The 15,753-nt window shown below is 71.1% G+C and carries 12 protein-coding genes; 1 reads left to right on the top strand and 11 read right to left on the bottom strand.

Translation table 11 applies throughout. The features are described 5' to 3' along the window. Positions 1-2 precede the first annotated feature (2 nt). The 3 genes from uidB to uxaC form a co-directional block, all read right to left on the bottom strand. On the bottom strand, positions 3-1,457 hold the full coding sequence (gene uidB, locus ACLQ21_RS08180) for a glucuronide transporter (RefSeq protein WP_425662758.1): 1,455 nt from the start codon (positions 1,455-1,457) through the stop codon (positions 3-5). A 129-nt stretch (positions 1,458-1,586) separates the two neighbouring features. Beyond that, positions 1,587-2,954, bottom strand: coding sequence for a mannitol dehydrogenase family protein (locus ACLQ21_RS08175; RefSeq protein ID WP_425662756.1), 1,368 nt, complete (start codon positions 2,952-2,954; stop codon positions 1,587-1,589). Next, positions 2,951-4,366, bottom strand: coding sequence for a glucuronate isomerase (gene uxaC, locus ACLQ21_RS08170; protein ID WP_425662755.1), 1,416 nt, complete (start codon positions 4,364-4,366; stop codon positions 2,951-2,953). Before uxaC ends, ACLQ21_RS08175 begins: the two co-directional genes overlap by 4 nt. Positions 4,367-4,486: 120 nt before the next feature. On the opposite strand from uxaC, the gene ACLQ21_RS08165 reads away from it, so the two are divergent. Next, entirely contained in the window at positions 4,487-5,344 is an 858-nt protein-coding gene (locus tag ACLQ21_RS08165; protein ID WP_425662754.1) for a sugar phosphate isomerase/epimerase family protein, read from the top strand. 572 nt (positions 5,345-5,916) lie between these two features. Here the strand turns inward: ACLQ21_RS08165 and ACLQ21_RS08160 are convergent. The 8 genes from ACLQ21_RS08160 to ACLQ21_RS08125 all read right to left on the bottom strand — a co-directional run bounded on the left by ACLQ21_RS08160 (position 5,917) and on the right by ACLQ21_RS08125 (position 15,521). Further along, positions 5,917-6,939 (bottom strand): LacI family DNA-binding transcriptional regulator, encoded by a 1,023-nt coding sequence (locus ACLQ21_RS08160; protein WP_425662752.1) that lies wholly within the window; start codon positions 6,937-6,939, stop codon positions 5,917-5,919. Between the two features lie 44 nt (positions 6,940-6,983). Continuing rightward, a complete protein-coding gene (locus ACLQ21_RS08155; RefSeq protein ID WP_425662750.1) occupies positions 6,984-7,859 on the bottom strand; it encodes an ATP-binding cassette domain-containing protein in 876 nt (291 codons plus the stop codon). Next, entirely contained in the window at positions 7,856-9,712 is a 1,857-nt protein-coding gene (locus ACLQ21_RS08150; RefSeq protein WP_425662749.1) for a dipeptide/oligopeptide/nickel ABC transporter permease/ATP-binding protein, read from the bottom strand. The genes ACLQ21_RS08155 and ACLQ21_RS08150 overlap by 4 nt, the downstream gene beginning before the upstream one ends. After that, the gene (locus tag ACLQ21_RS08145) at positions 9,709-10,650 is read right to left on the bottom strand and encodes an ABC transporter permease (RefSeq protein ID WP_425662748.1); all 942 of its coding nucleotides are present in this window, start codon (positions 10,648-10,650) and stop codon (positions 9,709-9,711) included. Before ACLQ21_RS08145 ends, ACLQ21_RS08150 begins: the two co-directional genes overlap by 4 nt. A 67-nt stretch (positions 10,651-10,717) precedes the next feature. Continuing rightward, positions 10,718-12,274 carry an ABC transporter substrate-binding protein gene (locus ACLQ21_RS08140; RefSeq protein ID WP_425662747.1) on the bottom strand — a complete coding sequence of 519 codons (1,557 nt, stop codon included), beginning with the start codon at positions 12,272-12,274 and terminating at the stop codon, positions 10,718-10,720. 210 nt (positions 12,275-12,484) lie between these two features. Continuing rightward, positions 12,485-13,651 carry a Gfo/Idh/MocA family protein gene (locus tag ACLQ21_RS08135; protein WP_425662746.1) on the bottom strand — a complete coding sequence of 389 codons (1,167 nt, stop codon included), beginning with the start codon at positions 13,649-13,651 and terminating at the stop codon, positions 12,485-12,487. Further along, positions 13,648-14,679, bottom strand: a complete 1,032-nt coding sequence (locus ACLQ21_RS08130) for a Gfo/Idh/MocA family protein (protein WP_425662745.1) — start codon at positions 14,677-14,679, stop codon at positions 13,648-13,650. Before ACLQ21_RS08130 ends, ACLQ21_RS08135 begins: the two co-directional genes overlap by 4 nt. Continuing rightward, the gene (locus tag ACLQ21_RS08125) at positions 14,676-15,521 is read right to left on the bottom strand and encodes a sugar phosphate isomerase/epimerase family protein (protein WP_425662744.1); all 846 of its coding nucleotides are present in this window, start codon (positions 15,519-15,521) and stop codon (positions 14,676-14,678) included. The genes ACLQ21_RS08130 and ACLQ21_RS08125 overlap by 4 nt, the downstream gene beginning before the upstream one ends. Positions 15,522-15,753 lie beyond the last annotated feature (232 nt).

Here is a 15,753-nt window from a genome sequence, read left to right as displayed (position 1 = left end):
GGTCAGGACTCCTTGCTCGGGGGGTTGGGGGTGTCGGAGCTGGCGACGAACGCCGCGGTGGAGAGGCCGGGCTGGATCGCGGCGTCGCTGTCGGCGCGACGCTGCTCGATCTCGGCGACGATCTGGCGGTGGCGGGCATCGGTCAGCGGGTAGAAGAGCATGACGACGGCGGCGAGCACGCACGCGAGCGCGGGCAGCGCGCCGACCGCGAACCGGATGCCGAGCTCGGCGCCCTCGCTCTGCACGGTCTCGCCGGCGACGTAGCCGCCGATCGCGAGCGCGTAGGCCGCGAGCGCACCGCCGACGGCCTGGCCGGTCTTGCGCGTGAAGGAGAAGAGCGCGTAGATGATGCCCTCGGCCCGGATGCCGGTCTTCCACTCGCCGTACTCGACGGTGTCGGCCTCGAGCGCCCAGACGAGCATGCTGTTGAAGGCGACGCCGATGGTCGCGAGCGCGAGCCCGGCGAACCCGAGCCAGCCCATCTCGGCGGGGGCGAGGAAGGCCGCGAGCCCGCCGAGCGCGACGATGGCGGTCGCGATCAGGTAGGCGTTGCGCTTGCCGATGCGGCGCACGATGGCCGGCAGCGCGGCGCCGACGGCGAGCGTGCCGACGATCTGGATGGCCGAGACGGCCGCGTAGAGCTCGATAGCGCCGAGCACGTCGCGCAGGTAGTAGAGCTGCGCGGTGGTCATCGCGAGCATGCCGGTGAGGAACAGGAACGACGACGCGCAGAGCATCGCGAGCGGCCGGTTGCTGCGCAGGATCGCGAGGCTCTGCCGCATAGAGACGCTCTTCACATCCCGGCGCACGCGCTCCTTGGCGGTGAAGAACGTGAACATGTAGAGCACGAAGCCGACCACGACGAAGCCGAGCGTCATGAAGGTGAAGATGCTCTGCAGGTCGTTCTCGGGCTTGATGAGCGGTGCGATGACGATGCCGAGGAAGGCGCCGACGATGATCGCGCCGATGGTGCGGGCGCTCGAGAGCTTCGCGCGATCGGAGGCGTTCTGCGTCATCGCGCCGGCGAGCGAGCCGTACGGGATGTTCACCAGGCTGTAGGCGAGGCCGAGCGCCGCGTACGTCAGGTAGGCGTACAGCAGCATGCCGCTCTCGCCGATCTGCGGGACGTTGAACGTGAGGAAGCTCAGCACGAGCAGCGGGATCGACCCGAAGAGGATGAAGGGCCGGAACTTGCCGAAGCGCTTCGAGTACGTGCGATCCACGACCCGGCCCGCGAAGACGTCCGCGAAGGCGTCGAAGATGCGGACGACCAGCAGGAGGGTGCCCGCGGCAGCCGCGCCGATGCCGGCCACGTCGGTGTAGTAGACGAGCAGGAACATCGTCGCGGTCGTGAACGCGAGGTTGTTGGCCGCATCGCCCGCGCCGTATCCGATGATGGCGAGTGGCCGCAGCCGAGGCTGCGCGGCCGTGGTGGTCGACGACTCCGTCGTGGTCATGATTCGTTCCCTTCGCGCCGTTGCGAACGCGTCATCGCGTGGAGTGGGTGCTCCGCTTCGGCTCGAAGAACCGACCCTCCAAGTGTGCCACCGCAACGCCGTTTTGGCAAGCGGTTGCCATCACGAATCTCAAGCGGCCGCGAGTGCCGCCCGGTGCGCCGCGGCGAGGACCGTCGGATCGACGGCCAAGCCGGGGTCGACGACGTCGAGCAGGGCTCGGATCGGGTCATCGGCGCCTCGGGCAGCGGCGAGCTCGGCGGCCGCGGCGTCGGCGGGCGCGGAATCCGTCAGCACGAGCCCCAGCCATGCGACGAGCGCCCGCAGCGACGCGTCTCCGGACCTGCCGGCGGCGCGCTCGGCGAGCAGCACGGGCGCGATGCGCACCCGCAGCTTGGCCACGCCCTCCATGCCGATCTGCGCGAGGCGGTGCTCGATGCGGGCGTTGTCGAAGCGGTCGAGCAGCGCCGCCCGGTAGGCCTCGAGGTCGAGTCCTTCCGGGAGGTGGCGGACCGCCTCGTCCCAGAACCCGGTGACGGCGTCGCGCAGCTCCGGGTCGGCGACCGCCGCGGCGACGGTGGCGTAGCCGCGAGCGAGCCCCTCGTACGCGAGCAGGCTGTGCGCGCCGTTGAGCAGCCACAGCTTGCGCCGCTCGAAGGGCTCGATGTCGTCGACCAGCCGGGCGCCGGCGGTCTCCCACGCGGGGCGGCCGCCGGGGAACGACCCCTGCAGCACCCAATCCCGGAACGGCTCCGTCACGACCGGCGACGCGTCGGCGAAGCCGGTGAGCTGCAGGGCGGTCTCGGCGTCCTCCGGGGTCGACCGCGGCGTGATGCGGTCGACCGAGGTCGACACGAACGCGATCTCCTCGCGGATCCATGCGGCGGTCTCGGTCAGGCCGGCGAGGTCTGCGAGCGCGGCCGTGCCACTCGCGACGAGCGGACCGTTGTCGGGCATGTTGTCGCACGGCACGATCGCAAGCGGTCCGGCGCCGGCGGCGCGGCGGGCGTCGAGTCCCGCGACCAGCCTGCCGAGCGTCGTCGAGGGCGCTCCCCCGTCGCGAAGGGCCTCGATGTCGGCCGCGACGAGCGCGTCGTCGACGTCGGGCGAGCCGTCGGCGCGCAGGCGGTAGCCGGGCTCGGTGATCGTGATGGTGACGATCGCGGTCGCGGGCGCCGACAGCAGCGCAATGAGCCGGCCGACGTCGTCGCCCGAGACGGCCTCGACGATGCTCGGCACGAGCTCGACGCGGTCGCCCTCGCCGTCGCGGACGATGAGCGTGTAGAGCCCATCCTGCGGCTGCAGCTCCTCGGCGGCGGCGGGGCTGCGACCCGTGAAGGCGGCGATGCCCCACTCGGCGGCATCATCGGCGTTGGCGGTGTACCAGGCCTGGTGGGCACGGTGGAAGGCGCCGAGTCCGAGGTGCACGATGCGCACGGGCGGCGCCTGGACGGCGACGCCCTGCTCGGCGAGCACGGAGCGCGAGAGACGATCGGTCACAGCTTGAAGACCCTTCTCGGGAGCCCGTCGACGAGGTCGACGACGATCCGCGCCGCGGTCGCGCGGTCGATTCGCCCCTCGACCACGAGCCGCGCGAGGAACGCGGCGTCGAGCCGTCGCGACATGTCGTGCCTGGCGGGGATGGAGAGGAAGGCGCGCGTGTCGTCGATGAAGCCGGAGCCGCGGGTGAACCCCGCCGTCTCGGTGACGGCCGCGCGGAACCGCAGCACGGCATCCGGTGCGTCCAGGAACCACCATGGCGCGCCGATGTACACCGACGGGTAGAAGCCCGCGAGCGGCGCGATCTCGCGCGAGTACACGGTCTCGTCGATCGTGAACAGCACGAGGTGGAACGACGGATCGTTGCCGTAGCGCTCGAGCAGGGGGCGCAGGTTCTCGACGTACTCCACCGCGACCGGGATGTCGTGGCCCGTGTCGGGGCCGTAGGTGCGGAACGTCGACGTCGAGTGGTTGCGCGCGACGCCGGGGTGCACCGTCATGACGAGGCCATCGGCGACGCTCATGCGCGCCGACTCGAGCAGCATGTGGCCGAGCAGCTCGCGCGCGTCGCCGGCGCTGATCTCGCCGGCGACCGCCTGGCGCAGCAGCTCGGCCGCTCGCTCCTCGCCGAGGTCGACGGTGTACGGCTCGAGCACGCCGAAGTCGGCCGAGACGGCGCCGTGCTCGACGAAGTGCCGGCGGCGGCGCTCGAGCGAGTCGATGTAGCCGCGGTAGTCGTCGGGCTCGTGCCCGCCCCAGGCCGCGAGCGCCCGCACCTTCTCGGCGAAGCCGGGGGCGAGCGGGTTGATGTAGGCGTCGGGACGGAAGGTCGGCAGCACGCGCCCCGTGAAGGTCTCGTCCTCGGCGAGCGCTCGGTGCGCGGCGAGGTCGTCGAGCGGATCGTCGGTCGTGGCGAGCACGTCGATGCCGAACCGCTCGAACAGCGCGCGCGGCCGGAAGGCGTCGGTCTCGAGCGCCGCCTGGATGCGGTCGAAGAGCGCGTCCGCGTTCTCGGGCGATGGCTGCTCGTCGATCTCGAAGAGCGTGGCGAAGGTGTGCTGCAGCCAGTACCCGGACGCGGTGCCCGCGTACAGGTGCCAGTGCGCGCAGAACGTGCGCCACACATCGCGCGGTTCGGCGACCGGGCGGCCGTCGGCGGCCGGGATGCCGAGCTCGGCGAGGTCGACGCCAGCAGCGTGCATGAGCCGCGTGACGTAGTGGTCGAAGCGGATGAACAGCTGCGCCGGGTCGGGGAACGGCTCGTCCTCGAGCAGCAGCCGCGGGTCGACGTGGCCGTGCGGCGAGATGATCGGCAGCTCCGCGACGAGGGCGTAGAGCTCACGAGCGACGTCGCGGGTCGCGGGATCGGCCGGCAGGAGCCGGTCAGGGTCGAGTTGCAGCGTCGTTGGCACGAGTGCAGTGAACCGCAGCGCCGCTGTTTTGTCAACCGGTTGCCAACCCCCGGCGGCGCTGGCAGACTGCCGGAGGCAGCGTCGCACCGCGGCGGCGCGCAACCCACTTCGGAGGTACACGTGGCAGTGATCGGCGTCCAGGCGATGATGCTCAAGGGCAGCGTCGAGGAGCACGGAGCATTCGAGACGATGCGCAGGGTGCGCGAGATCGGCTACCGCGCCGTCGAGATCTCGCAGATCCCGATGACGGCGGAGAACGTCGCGGAGCTCGCGCGGGCGCGCGACGAGCTGGGGATCGACATCGCCTCCATCTCGGCGGGTCTCGAGCCCAGCCCGGGCGGCAACGACGCCCTCACCTCCGACTTCGACAAGATCGTCGCGGATGCGACGGCGCTCGGCGCGACGATGGTGCGGATCGGCATGCTGCCGTTCGACGCCATGGCGAGCCTCGACAAGGTGCTCGCCTTCTGCGACGCGACCGAGGCGATGGCTCAGCGGCTCGCCGAGCACGGCATCGGCTTGTACTACCACAACCACCACATCGAGTTCGCGAAGTACGACGGGCGCTTCCTGCTCGACATCATCGCCGACCGAGCGCCGTCGGTCGGGCTCGAGCTCGACGCGCACTGGCTGCAGCGCGGCGGTGTCGACCCGCAGCGCACGATCGAGCGGTTCGCCGGCCGCGTGGCGATGATCCACCTCAAGGACTACCGCATCGGGCAGCTGCCCGACTCGGCCTTCGCCGCGCTCGGCGAGGGCGACTTCGCGGGCTTCATGGCAGCCTTCACCGGGGTGGTGCAGTTCGCCGAGGTGGGCGAGGGCAACCTCGACTGGCGCGGGATCATCCCGGCGAGCATCGAGGCGGGAGCGAAGTACCTGCTGGTGGAGCAGGACGACCTGTACGGCCGCGACGTCTTCGACTGCCTGCAGACCTCGCACGACAACCTGGTCGCGCTGGGCTTCGGCGACCTCTTCTAGCGCTTTCGGCCCCGTCCGCCGGTTGAGCCGCTCCGCGCCACCTTCCGCGGGTTGAGCCGCTCCGCGCCACCTTCCGCGGGTTGAGCCGCTCCGCGCCGAAGGCGCTGAGCGTGTCGAAACCAGCCCGACCGCTGCTCGGCCTCGACACGCTCAGCGCGCTGCGCGCGCGGAGCGGCTCGACCAACGGGAGGGGCGGAGCGATCCACCGCCACGTTCCGCGGGTTGAGCCGCTCCGCGCCGAAGGCGCAGAGCGTGTCGAAACCAGCCCGACCGCAGCGGGGCCTCGACACGCTCAGCGCGCTGCGCGCGCGGAGCGGCTCGACCAACGGGAGCGCGCGCGGACCGGCTCGACCAGCGGGTGGCAGCGCGGAGCAGCGGACCCACCCCGCCGGTTGAGCCGCTCCGCGCCGAAGGCGCTGAGCGTGTCGAAACCAGCCCACCGCGGCCGGACCTCGAGCCGCGGGAAGGGCGGCGCGGCTCGGTCTCGACACGCTCAGCGCGCTGCGCGCGCGGACCGGCTCGACCAGCGGGAAGGGCAGCGGGGCTAGGGCTCGACCAGCGGGGCGGAGGGGCTAGGCGCGAGCCCGTCCCGAGGAGCCGCGGATGATGAGCTGCGACACGGGCGGCTCGACGCGAACGGGCTCCTCCTCGCCGCGCAGCATGTCGAGCAGTCGGCGCACGGCCAGGTCGCCGAGGTTCATGAGCGGCATCCGCACCGTCGTGAGCGGCGGTGAGGTGAAGTCCGCGCCGAAGATGTCGTCGAAGCCGACGATGCTCATCTCGGCCGGCAGCTCGAGCCCCTGCTGCCCGGCGGCGCGCACGAGCCCGATGGCCATCACGTCGTTGTAGGCCACGACGGCAGTGGCGCCCATCGCCACGAGCCGAGGCAGCGCCTCCGCCCCCATCTCCAGCGTCGGCACGTTCGGTCCGACGACCTCGATCTCGACACCCCGTCGCGCCGCCACCTGCCGGATGACGGCTTCGCGGTGCCGGCTCATCCAGGACGTCTGCGGCCCCGACAGGTACACGATGCGCTCGTGGCCGAGCAGGTGGAGGTGCGCGACCGCCTCGTCGATGCCTGGCTCGACGTCGCCGATGACCGCCTCGACCCCCTCGACCGCGCGGTTGATGAGCACGAGCGGCCGTTCTTCGGCGAGCTGCAGGATGCGCTCGTCGTCGAGGCGGCTGGCCGCCAGCACCATGCCGTCGACGCTCGGGACGATGCGGTCGATCGCGGTCGCCTCGAGATCACCGCTCTCCTGCGACTCGGCGAGCACGAGCGTGTAGCCGTGCTCCGCGGCCGCCCGCTCAGCACCGCGGACGATGCCGGCGATCATGGGGTTGGTGATGTCGGAGAGGATGAGGCCCAGCGTGTTGGTCCTGCCGGTCGGCAGGGCGCGCGCCATCGGGTTCAGCCGATACCGCAGCTCGCGGGCCGCGGCGTGCACCTTCGCCTCGGTCTTCTCGTTGATGCGCCCCGGCGAGTTCAGTGCTCGCGAGACGGTCGACGGATTGACGCCTGCGAGCTTCGCGACGTCGTAGATGGTCGGCGCGGAGTGCGGCGCCCGCCGTCGCGGGCTCTCAGCAGCTGCCATCCCAGGATCCTCCCCTGCCCGTCGGGGCGGTCGAGAGACCCATCCTAGGCATCTCGAGCACCGGCGGTCTCCGGCTCGCGCGCCGCCGCCTCCGCGTCGAGCAGCGCACGCCGCTCACGACGCCGCACCGCCTGACGGTCCGGATCCGGCACCGGCGAGGCGAGCAGCAGCCGCTTCGTGTACGGATGCACCGGGTGGCGGGTGACCTGCTCGGCCTCGCCCTGCTCGACGATGTCGCCGCGGAACAGCACCGCGACATCGTGGCTGATGTGGCGCACGACGTCGAGGTCGTGGGAGATGAACAGGTACGAGACCCCGGTCTCGCGCTGGATCTCGAGGAAGAGATCGAGCACGCGAGCCTGCGTCGACAGGTCGAGCGCGCTCACCGGCTCGTCGCAGACGATGAGCTTCGGGCTGAGCGCGAGCGCCCGCGCGATCGCGACGCGCTGCCGCTGGCCGCCGGAGAACTCGCGCGGCAAGCGATGGATGGCGTCGCTCGGCAGCCCGACCTGGTCGAGCAGCTCGGCGATGCGCGCCTTCGCAGCCGCGCCCGAGATGCCCTGCACGACGAGCGGCTCGGCAAGGATCGCGCCGATCTCCATCGAGGGGTTCAGCGACGTGTACGGGTCCTGGAAGACGACCTGCATGTCGCGGCTGAGGCGCTTGCGCTGCGCTCGACGCAAGTGGGTCGCATCCTTGCCGTCGAACGTGATCTTTCCGCCGGTGACGGGCGCGAGGCCGAGCAGGGCGCGACCGATGGTCGTCTTCCCCGAGCCCGACTCCCCCACCAGGCCGAGCGTCTTGCCGGGCTCGATCGAGAGCGAGACCTCCTTGAGCACCCGGATGGGCGCGGCCCGGAAGCCTCTGCCCGGGTACTCGACGACCAGTCGGTCGACCTCGAGCAGCTGCGTGGCGGTCATCGGTCCTGCCCCTCTCGGCCGCGGCCGGCATCCGTCAGCATGGTCATCGGCTCCTTGCCCTCGAGCATCGCGCTCAGCAGCATCTGCGTGTACGGGTGCTGCGGGCTGCCGAGGATCTGGCGCACGTCGCCGGACTCGACCACGCGGCCGGACTGCATCACGATGACGCGGTCCGCGATGTCGGCGACGACGCCGAAGTTGTGGGTCACGAGCAGGATGCCCATGCCGATCCGCTGCTGCAGCCCTCTGAGCAGCTCGAGCACCTCGGCCTGCACCGTGACGTCGAGCGCGGTGGTCGGCTCGTCGGCGATGATCAGGTCGGGCTCGCAGCTGATCGCGCCGGCGATCAGCACGCGCTGCGCCATGCCGCCGGAGATCTCGTGCGGGTGCAGGTCGTACGTCCGCTCGGGGTTCACGATGCCGACCAGTCCGAGCAGCTCGATGGCCCTCGCCTTCGCCGCCGGCTTCGACAGCCCCATGACCTTGCGCAGCGGGCGCGCGAGCTGGTGCCCGATCGAGAAGTTGGGGTCGAGGTTCGACATCGGCTCCTGCGGGATGTAGGCGATGCGCTTGCCTCGCAGCGGCGCGAGGCGCCGCTGGTCGACCTTCGTCTCGCCCGGCGCGACCGTGTACTTGCCGTCGAACTGGATCGATCCGGCGACGATCTCGGCGTTGTCGGGCAGCAGGCCGAGGATCGAGAAGGCGGTCTGCGACTTGCCCGAGCCCGACTCGCCCACGATGCCGAGCACCTCGCCGCGGTCGACATGGAACGAGACGTCGTCGACGACGCGCTTCGTCGAGCCGTCCGGCTGCGGGTAGCCGACGGCGAGTCCGTTGACCCGCACGAGGTGGTGCTCCGTCCCCTCGTCGACGGCGGCGACGCCCTTGGCGCGTCCCGCCCGCTGGATGGGCGTCATCGCCGTGATCGCGCCAGTGGCGATGTCGGCGACCCGGCGCTTGCGCTGCACCTTCTGCTGGTCCTCAAGGGCGTCGCGGAGCGCGTTGGCGAGCAGCACGAGCGCGCCGATCGTGAGGCCGATGAGGATGACCGGCGGCCAGATGAGGCCCGGCGCGGCGTAGATGTTGCGGAAGCCCTCGTTGACCATCGAGCCCCAGGTCGCCTCGGTCGGGTCGCCGAGGCCGAGGAACTGCAGCCCCGCCTGGATGGCGATCGCGACGCCGACCACGACGGCGGTCTGGATGATGATCGGTGCGCGCACGACGGAGAAGATGTGGCGGCCGATGATGCTCGCGTCCGAGAGGCCCGCGACCCGCGCGGCGTCGACGTAGAGCTCGTTGCGCACGGACTGCACCGCGCTGCGGGTGAGCCGGAAGTAGCCCGGGCTCAGCAGCACGCCGAAGATGGCCATCGAGATCCACACCGACGGGCCGAGGGCGGCGCGCACCGCGAGCAGCACGATGATGCCCGGCAGGCTCATGAGCATGTTCGCGAGCCAGCTCGAGAGGGAGTCGAACCAGCCGCCGTAGTAGCCGGCGAGCAGGCCGGACGGCAGGCCGATCGCGATCGCGACGACGGCGCACAGGAGGCCCGAGAGCACGGTCAGCTGGGTGCCGAACAGCAGGCGGCTGAGCACGTCGCGACCCGCGGAGTCGGTGCCGAGCAGGTGCTCGGGCGACGGCGGCGCGAGCGGCACGAGGATGTCGGCGAAGTTCTGGTCGTACGGAGCGATCAGCGGGCCGATCGCGGCGGTGAGCAGCAGCAGCGCGAGCAGCACCATCGAGAAGAGACCGAGCGGGTTGCGCAACAGCCTGCGGACGGTGTGCGGGCGGACGACGGCGCCGCTCTGGCCCGCGGGGGCCTGCGGGGCCACGGCAGCGATGCTCTCGCTCATGCGACACGCACCTTCGGGTTGAGCCAGCCGTTCAGGAGATCGACCAGCAGGTTGACGATGACGACGATGAGGACCGTGTAGAGCACGACGCCCATGACGACCGGGACGTCGCCGAGCTGGGTGGCGCTCACGGCCAGGTTCCCGATCCCGGGGATGGCGAAGATCTTCTCGATGATGACGAGGCCGCCGAGCATGCCGATGAACTGCAGGCTGAGCACCGTGAGGCCCGCGGGGCTCGCGCCGCGCAGGACGTGCTTGAGGAGGATCTCCCGCTCGCCGATGCCGCGGCTGCGCAGCGTGCGCACGTAGTCGCGCTCGTACTGCTTGATGACCGCGCTGCGGATCTGCTGGGCGCTCGAGGTGACGGCGTTGATGACGATCGCCGTGACGGGCAGGAGCAGCGAGAGCACCCACGCAGATGGCGGCGCATTCGGCGTGATCGTGCTCACCGCGGGCACCCACTTGAGCTGGATGGCGAAGACGAGCACGAGCAGGATCGCGAGCACGAAGCCCGGGATGGCATCGCCGATGACGGCGGTGACCTGCAGCGCCTTGTCGAGCCAGCCGCGCTTGACTGCGGCAGTGACACCGATGATGAGCGCGAAGAGCGCGGTGAGGATGATCGCGACGACCATCACGGTGAGGGTGACGGGCAGTCGCGTGGCGACGGCCTGCGTGACGGTCTCGGCGCCGAACCACGAGCGGCCGAGGCTGCCGCTGAGGGCGCCGCCCGCCCAGGCGAGGTAGCGCTGCCAGAGCGGCTGGTCGAGGCCGAGCTCCTGCTGCTTGAGCAGCACCTGCTCCTCGGTGGCCATCTCTCCCAGGATGTTCCGCGCGATGTTGGTGCCGGAGGCGAACATGAGCGCGTAGGTGAGCGCGCTGATGACGACGAGCAGGAGGATGCCGGATCCGAGTCGTCGGAGGGCGAAGGCGAGCATGTCGACTCCCTTGTCGATGCTGGAAGTGTGGGTGCGGAGGGCGGGTCGCCCCGCCCTCCGCGGCGGCCTACTGGGCCGGGGTGAAGTTGTAGATGGACGGGACGGCCATCTGGACCTGCGGCTCGACCGTGACCGACGCATCCGTGTAGAACAGCTGGTCGGGGCGGTACAGCGGGGCGAACCACGCCTGGTCGACCACGTAGCGGTTGACCTCGACGGCGGCCGCGTCGAGCTCCTCCTCGGTCGAGGCGGCCTGCACGGCGTCGATCAGCGGCTGGAGCTCGGGCGTCGTGCTGTCGAAGGAGTTGTAGAGCGCGTCCGTCGACACGATCTGGTTGATCGCGACCCACGCCTCGCCCTGGAAGAGGAAGAAGAAGGCCGACGGGAAGCTGCCGCCCGCGATCTCCGTCACGAGATCCTGGTCGGGCACCGGCACGGCCTGCAGGGTGATGCCGACCTCCGAGAGCTGCTGGCCGATCGTGGCGAAGAAGGTCTCGAAGGCGCCGACGCTCGGCGCCGTCATCGTGAAGCCGTCGGCGTAGCCGGCCTCGGCGAGCAGCTCGCGCGCACGCTCGGGATCGTACGGGTAGGCGTCCTCGAGCGCTGCGTCGAAGGCACCGGACTCGGGGCCGAACGGCTGGGCCGTGGGCGTGCCGTAGCCGAGCTGCAGCGCCTGGAGGAGGGCCTCGCGGTCGAGCGCGTGGTTGATCGCCTGGCGCACGCGCACGTCGGCGAGCTCGGGCACGACGGCGCCGTCACGGTCGAGCAGCAGCAGGCCGGCCCAGTCGGTCGGGTAGGCGACCTGCGTGAGCCCTGCGCCGTCGACCTGTGCGGTGGAGCGCGCGTCGATCAGCGCGGCGTTGATCTGGCCGGAGACCAGGGCGTTCGCACGTGCGGCGTTGTCGACCAGGAACTTGAACGTGATGCCCGCGAACTTCTGGAGCTCCGGGTTCCAGTAGTCCTCGCGCGCGGTGAAGACGTACTGCGAGCCCGCGACCGTCGAGGCGGTGTCCATCACGTACGGCCCGGTGCCGACCGGCGCGGCGCCGATCTCCTCGCCGTCGAGCGCGGCCGGGCTGCCCATCAGGCCGGCGGCCTGGCTCAGGAAGTAGGTGAAGGCAGGGTCGGGCTCCGAGAGGGTGATCTCGACCGTGTCGGCGTCGACCGCCGTCGCGGTCTCGAGGCTCGCGAGCTGCGCCGCCTGCCGCCCGTTCTCCGCCTTGAAGTGCTCGAAGTTCGCGACCACGGCCTCCGCATCGAACGCCTCGCCGTCGCTGAAGGTGACGTCGGTGCGCAGCTCGAGCGTGAGCTGCGTGTTCGTGTCGTCGTACGTCCACTCGGTGGCGAGCATCGGCGAGAGCGTGCCGTCGGGCTCGCGCAGCAGCAGCGAGTCGTAGGCGACCTGGTAGGGCTGCAGCAGGTGGCCGACGTGCGCCTGGGCCGGGTCCCAGTCGGTGACGTCGGCGACGGCACCGATCGTCAGGGTCTGCGTGGGCGCCGCCGCGCCCGGGTCGCCGCCGGTCGCGCCGGGCGCGGGTGCGGGGCCGCCAGCGGCGCAGCCGCTGAGCGCCAGGCCAGCGGCGGTGAGGACCGCCACGGCCGTGATGGGTGAACGAAACTTCATTGTCTGCTCCTGTGGTGACTCGTCGTCGAGTGCTGGGTGGTGCTGGGTGGTGCTGGTCGTGCTGGGTGGTGCTGGAGTGCTGGGTGCGGTTCGACTGCCCGCGGCTCGCGCCGCCGTCGTCCGCGCATCATGGGTGGATGCGCGGGCTCAGCCGCGGCAGGCGGGCAGCCGGCCCTCGAAAGGACGTGACGTGCCTGCCGCGGCTCGGTCTCAGGATCGGACCGGGAACTTGCCCTCCTCGGCGATGCGGGCGTTGAGCTCGGCGAGGTACTCGTCCTCGTCGAAGTCGAGCGGCACCTCCCTGCCCGTCCAGCTGGAGAGGTGGATGGCGTTGGCGAGCCGGACCCCGTTGATGCCCTCGGCACCGGGCGCGAGCAGGTCGCCGCCCGTGAGCACGCTCTGGGCGAAGTCCTCGAGCACGCCGGCGTGCTGCTGGCCCCATGGCGAGTCGAACTCGATGACCTCGGTCGTGTACAGCTCGGTCGCGTCGAAGTCGCCCATGAACATGCGCATGACGTCGTCCATGCTCATCTCGGCGCTCAGCTCGCGCTCGGGCCGCTTGAGCCGGGTGACGGTGGCCGTCTTCGAGTTCTCGACGACGATCTTGCCCTTGTCGCCGAGGATCTCGAAGCGGTCGGTGCCGGTGATGTCGTGCGTCGCCGTGACGAACACGCCGGTCGCGCCGTTGCCGTAGTCGACGACCGCGGTCACCTCGTCCTCCACGGCGATGTCGCGGCGGAAGCCGTAGGCCACCTTCGCGTAGACCGACTTCGGCACGCCGCAGATCCACTGCCAGAGGTCGAGCTGGTGCGGTGCCTGGTTGACGAGCACGCCGCCGCCCTCGCCGCCCCAGGTGGCGCGCCAGTCGCTCTGGTCGTAGTAGCCCTGCGGCCGCCACCAGGTGGTGATGATCCAGTTGGTGCGGCGGATGTCGCCGATCTCGCCGCCGTCGACGATCTCCTTCAGCCGCTTGTAGAGCGGGTTGTTGCGCTGGTTGAACATGATGCCGAACGTCAGCTCGGGCTTCGACGCGGCGAGCGCGTTGAGCTCCGCGACCTGCTTCGTGTAGACGCCCGCGGGCTTCTCGACCAGCGCGTGGATGCCCGCCTCGAGCGCGGCGATGCCCATCTCGGGGTGCAGGAAGTGCGGCACGGTCGTGACGATCGCGTCGACGTCGCCGCTCGTGAGCACGGTGTCGAGGCTCTCGTGCAGCGCGACCCCGGGATAGAGCTCGGCGGCCTTCGCGCGTCGCGCCTCGTCGTGATCGGCGATCGCGCCGATCTCCATGCTGGGAACCATGCCGTCGGCGATGAACTTCGCGTACATCGACCCCTGGGCGCCGAACCCGATGATGCCGATCCTGACCTTGTCGCTCATGCTGCGTCCTTTCGCGCGGATGCCTGCGGCCGGTCGGGGAACGACCGGTCATACACCGCAGTGATGGTGGTGAGGGCGTCCAGGCCGGCGTCGGCCCCGATCCAGAACGGCTCGTCGTCGCCGAGGCGGGCGTGGAAGTCGTCGACGAGCAGCTCGTGCGAGACGCCCCAGTACGTGCGCCCGCCGCCCGCTGCCTCGCGCTCGCGCACCGTCTCGACCCGGCCGTCGGCGTGCGCGACGGTGAGGTCGCCGCGGATCGTCAGCGTCGCGGTCTCGGTGACGATCTCGATCGTGACCGGCGAGTTGGCGGCGTGGGCGAGGGTCGCGAAGAGCACGCTCCGCGCGCCGCTCGAGTGCCGCAGCACCAGCTCGGCGGTGTCCTCGACGTCGATGACGTCGCCCAGCGCCCGCGTCGAGGCGCTGCCGGCGGCCTCGACGACCGGCCCGAGCAGCCACTGGAGCAGGTCGAGCGTGTGGATGCCCTGGTTCATGAGCAGACCGCCGCCGCCGCCGGCCCAGGTGCCGCGCCACGGGCGGCTCTCGTAGTACTCGGGCAGCCGGTGCCACAGCACGGTGGCCGCGGCGCCGCGGACCGCGCCTAGCTCGCCGGAGTCGAGCAGCGCCCTCGCGGCCTGCACTGACGCGTTGTAGCGGTTCTGGAAGCAGACGCCGAGCCGACCGCTGCTGGCCCGCGCGGCCACGGCGATCTCCCGGCCCGCGGCGGGCGAGTCGGCGAGCGGCTTCTCGATGAGCACGCTCACCCCCGCCCCGAGCGCCGCGATCGCGACCGGCGCGTGCTGGTCGTGCGGCGTGCACACGTGCACGACGTCGGGGCGCGTGGAGGCGATGAGCTGCTCGACGGTCTCGAACCCGGGCACGTGCCAGCGGCCGGCCGTCTCGTCGCGGCGTCGCGCGTCGACGTCGGCGACCCCGACGAGCTCCGAGCCCTCGCGGGCGGCGATGGCCTCGAGGTGCACGATCGAGATGTCGCCGCAGCCGACGACCGCCGCTCGCACCACACCGGTCATCGCGTCTCGATCTCCAGCTCGCGCAGGATCGCGGCGAGCGCTCGCGCTGCCTCGCCGAACGCGGCCGGACCCGAGAAGCCGCCGAGCGCGTGCCCCTCCGCGAGGTGCGGCTCGAGCGAGACGACGCCCGCGTAGCCGGCGTCGCGGAGGGCTCGCACGGTGTCGGCGACCTGGCCCTGGCCGCGCCCGGCCGGCACGACCTCACCCGTCTCGGCGAGCGCATCCTTCACCTGCAGGTACTCGACGTAGGGGGCGAGCTTCGCCCAGCCCTCGTCGTGGGGGTGCTCGATGCCGACCTGCACGAAGTTCGCGCTGTCCCACGCGAGCCGCAGCGCGGGCGAGCCGACGGACTCGACGAGGTCGAGGACGCGGTCGGGGGTGTCGCCGTAGATGTCCTTCTCGTTCTCGTGCAGCAGCACGACGCCGGCCGACTCGGCCTCTGCCGCGAGCAGCGACATCGCACCGATGACCGCGTCGCGCGTGCTGTCGACGCTGACGCCCTCGGCGCGGAAGAAGGAGAAGACGCGGATGCGGTCGGTGCCGAGGGCGCGCGCGACGCGGATGATGCGGCGCAGGCGCTCGACCTCGAGCTGCGGGTCGAGCGCGATGTCGACCTTGCCGATCGGTGACGCGACCGCGCTGACGCCCATGCTCGCGCCCTGCAGGATCGCAGCGAGCTCGTCGAGCTGCGCGTCGTCGAGGTCGACGACGTTGACGCCCCAGGCGCTGCGGACCTCGATGTGCTCGGCGCCGAGCGCCTTGAGCACCGCGATCTGGACGCGAGGGTCCGGATCGATCTCGTCGCCGAAGCCCGAGAGGGTCCATGGCCGGCTCGTCGTCATTGTCTCGCCTCCGAGAGTGTCCGCATCGTCGTGGAGCGCCGCCCGAGGGCGACTGCGACCACTGTAGGTCGCGTCCGACCATTTGTGCAAGCGGTTGCCAACTATCCGTGCCACTCACTTTTGAGTACGTCAGCGATCGCACCACGGATCGCTTGACGACCTGTCAAGCCTACGATGGCAACCGGTTGATGAACCCGCGGCGAGGTGGGACGATGGGGGCTCGACGACGAAC

The organism is Agrococcus sp. DT81.2, assembly GCF_049844935.1.
Lineage (GTDB): Bacteria > Actinomycetota > Actinomycetes > Actinomycetales > Microbacteriaceae > Agrococcus.
This window is presented reverse-complemented; position numbering and strand designations above follow the sequence as displayed.

Excerpts from the sequence above, each read along its gene's own strand:
- ACLQ21_RS08125 (WP_425662744.1), bottom strand. The coding sequence starts at position 15,521 with ATGACGACGAGCCGGCCATGGACCCTCTCGGGCTTCGGCGACGAGATC.
- ACLQ21_RS08160 (WP_425662752.1), bottom strand. The coding sequence starts at position 6,939 with ATGGCAGCTGCTGAGAGCCCGCGACGGCGGGCGCCGCACTCCGCGCCG.
- ACLQ21_RS08150 (WP_425662749.1), bottom strand. The coding sequence starts at position 9,712 with ATGAGCGAGAGCATCGCTGCCGTGGCCCCGCAGGCCCCCGCGGGCCAG.
- uidB (WP_425662758.1), bottom strand. The coding sequence starts at position 1,457 with ATGACCACGACGGAGTCGTCGACCACCACGGCCGCGCAGCCTCGGCTG.
- ACLQ21_RS08130 (WP_425662745.1), bottom strand. The coding sequence starts at position 14,679 with ATGACCGGTGTGGTGCGAGCGGCGGTCGTCGGCTGCGGCGACATCTCG.
- ACLQ21_RS08155 (WP_425662750.1), bottom strand. The coding sequence starts at position 7,859 with ATGACCGCCACGCAGCTGCTCGAGGTCGACCGACTGGTCGTCGAGTAC.
- ACLQ21_RS08145 (WP_425662748.1), bottom strand. The coding sequence starts at position 10,650 with ATGCTCGCCTTCGCCCTCCGACGACTCGGATCCGGCATCCTCCTGCTC.
- ACLQ21_RS08140 (WP_425662747.1), bottom strand. The coding sequence starts at position 12,274 with ATGAAGTTTCGTTCACCCATCACGGCCGTGGCGGTCCTCACCGCCGCT.
- ACLQ21_RS08135 (WP_425662746.1), bottom strand. The coding sequence starts at position 13,651 with ATGAGCGACAAGGTCAGGATCGGCATCATCGGGTTCGGCGCCCAGGGG.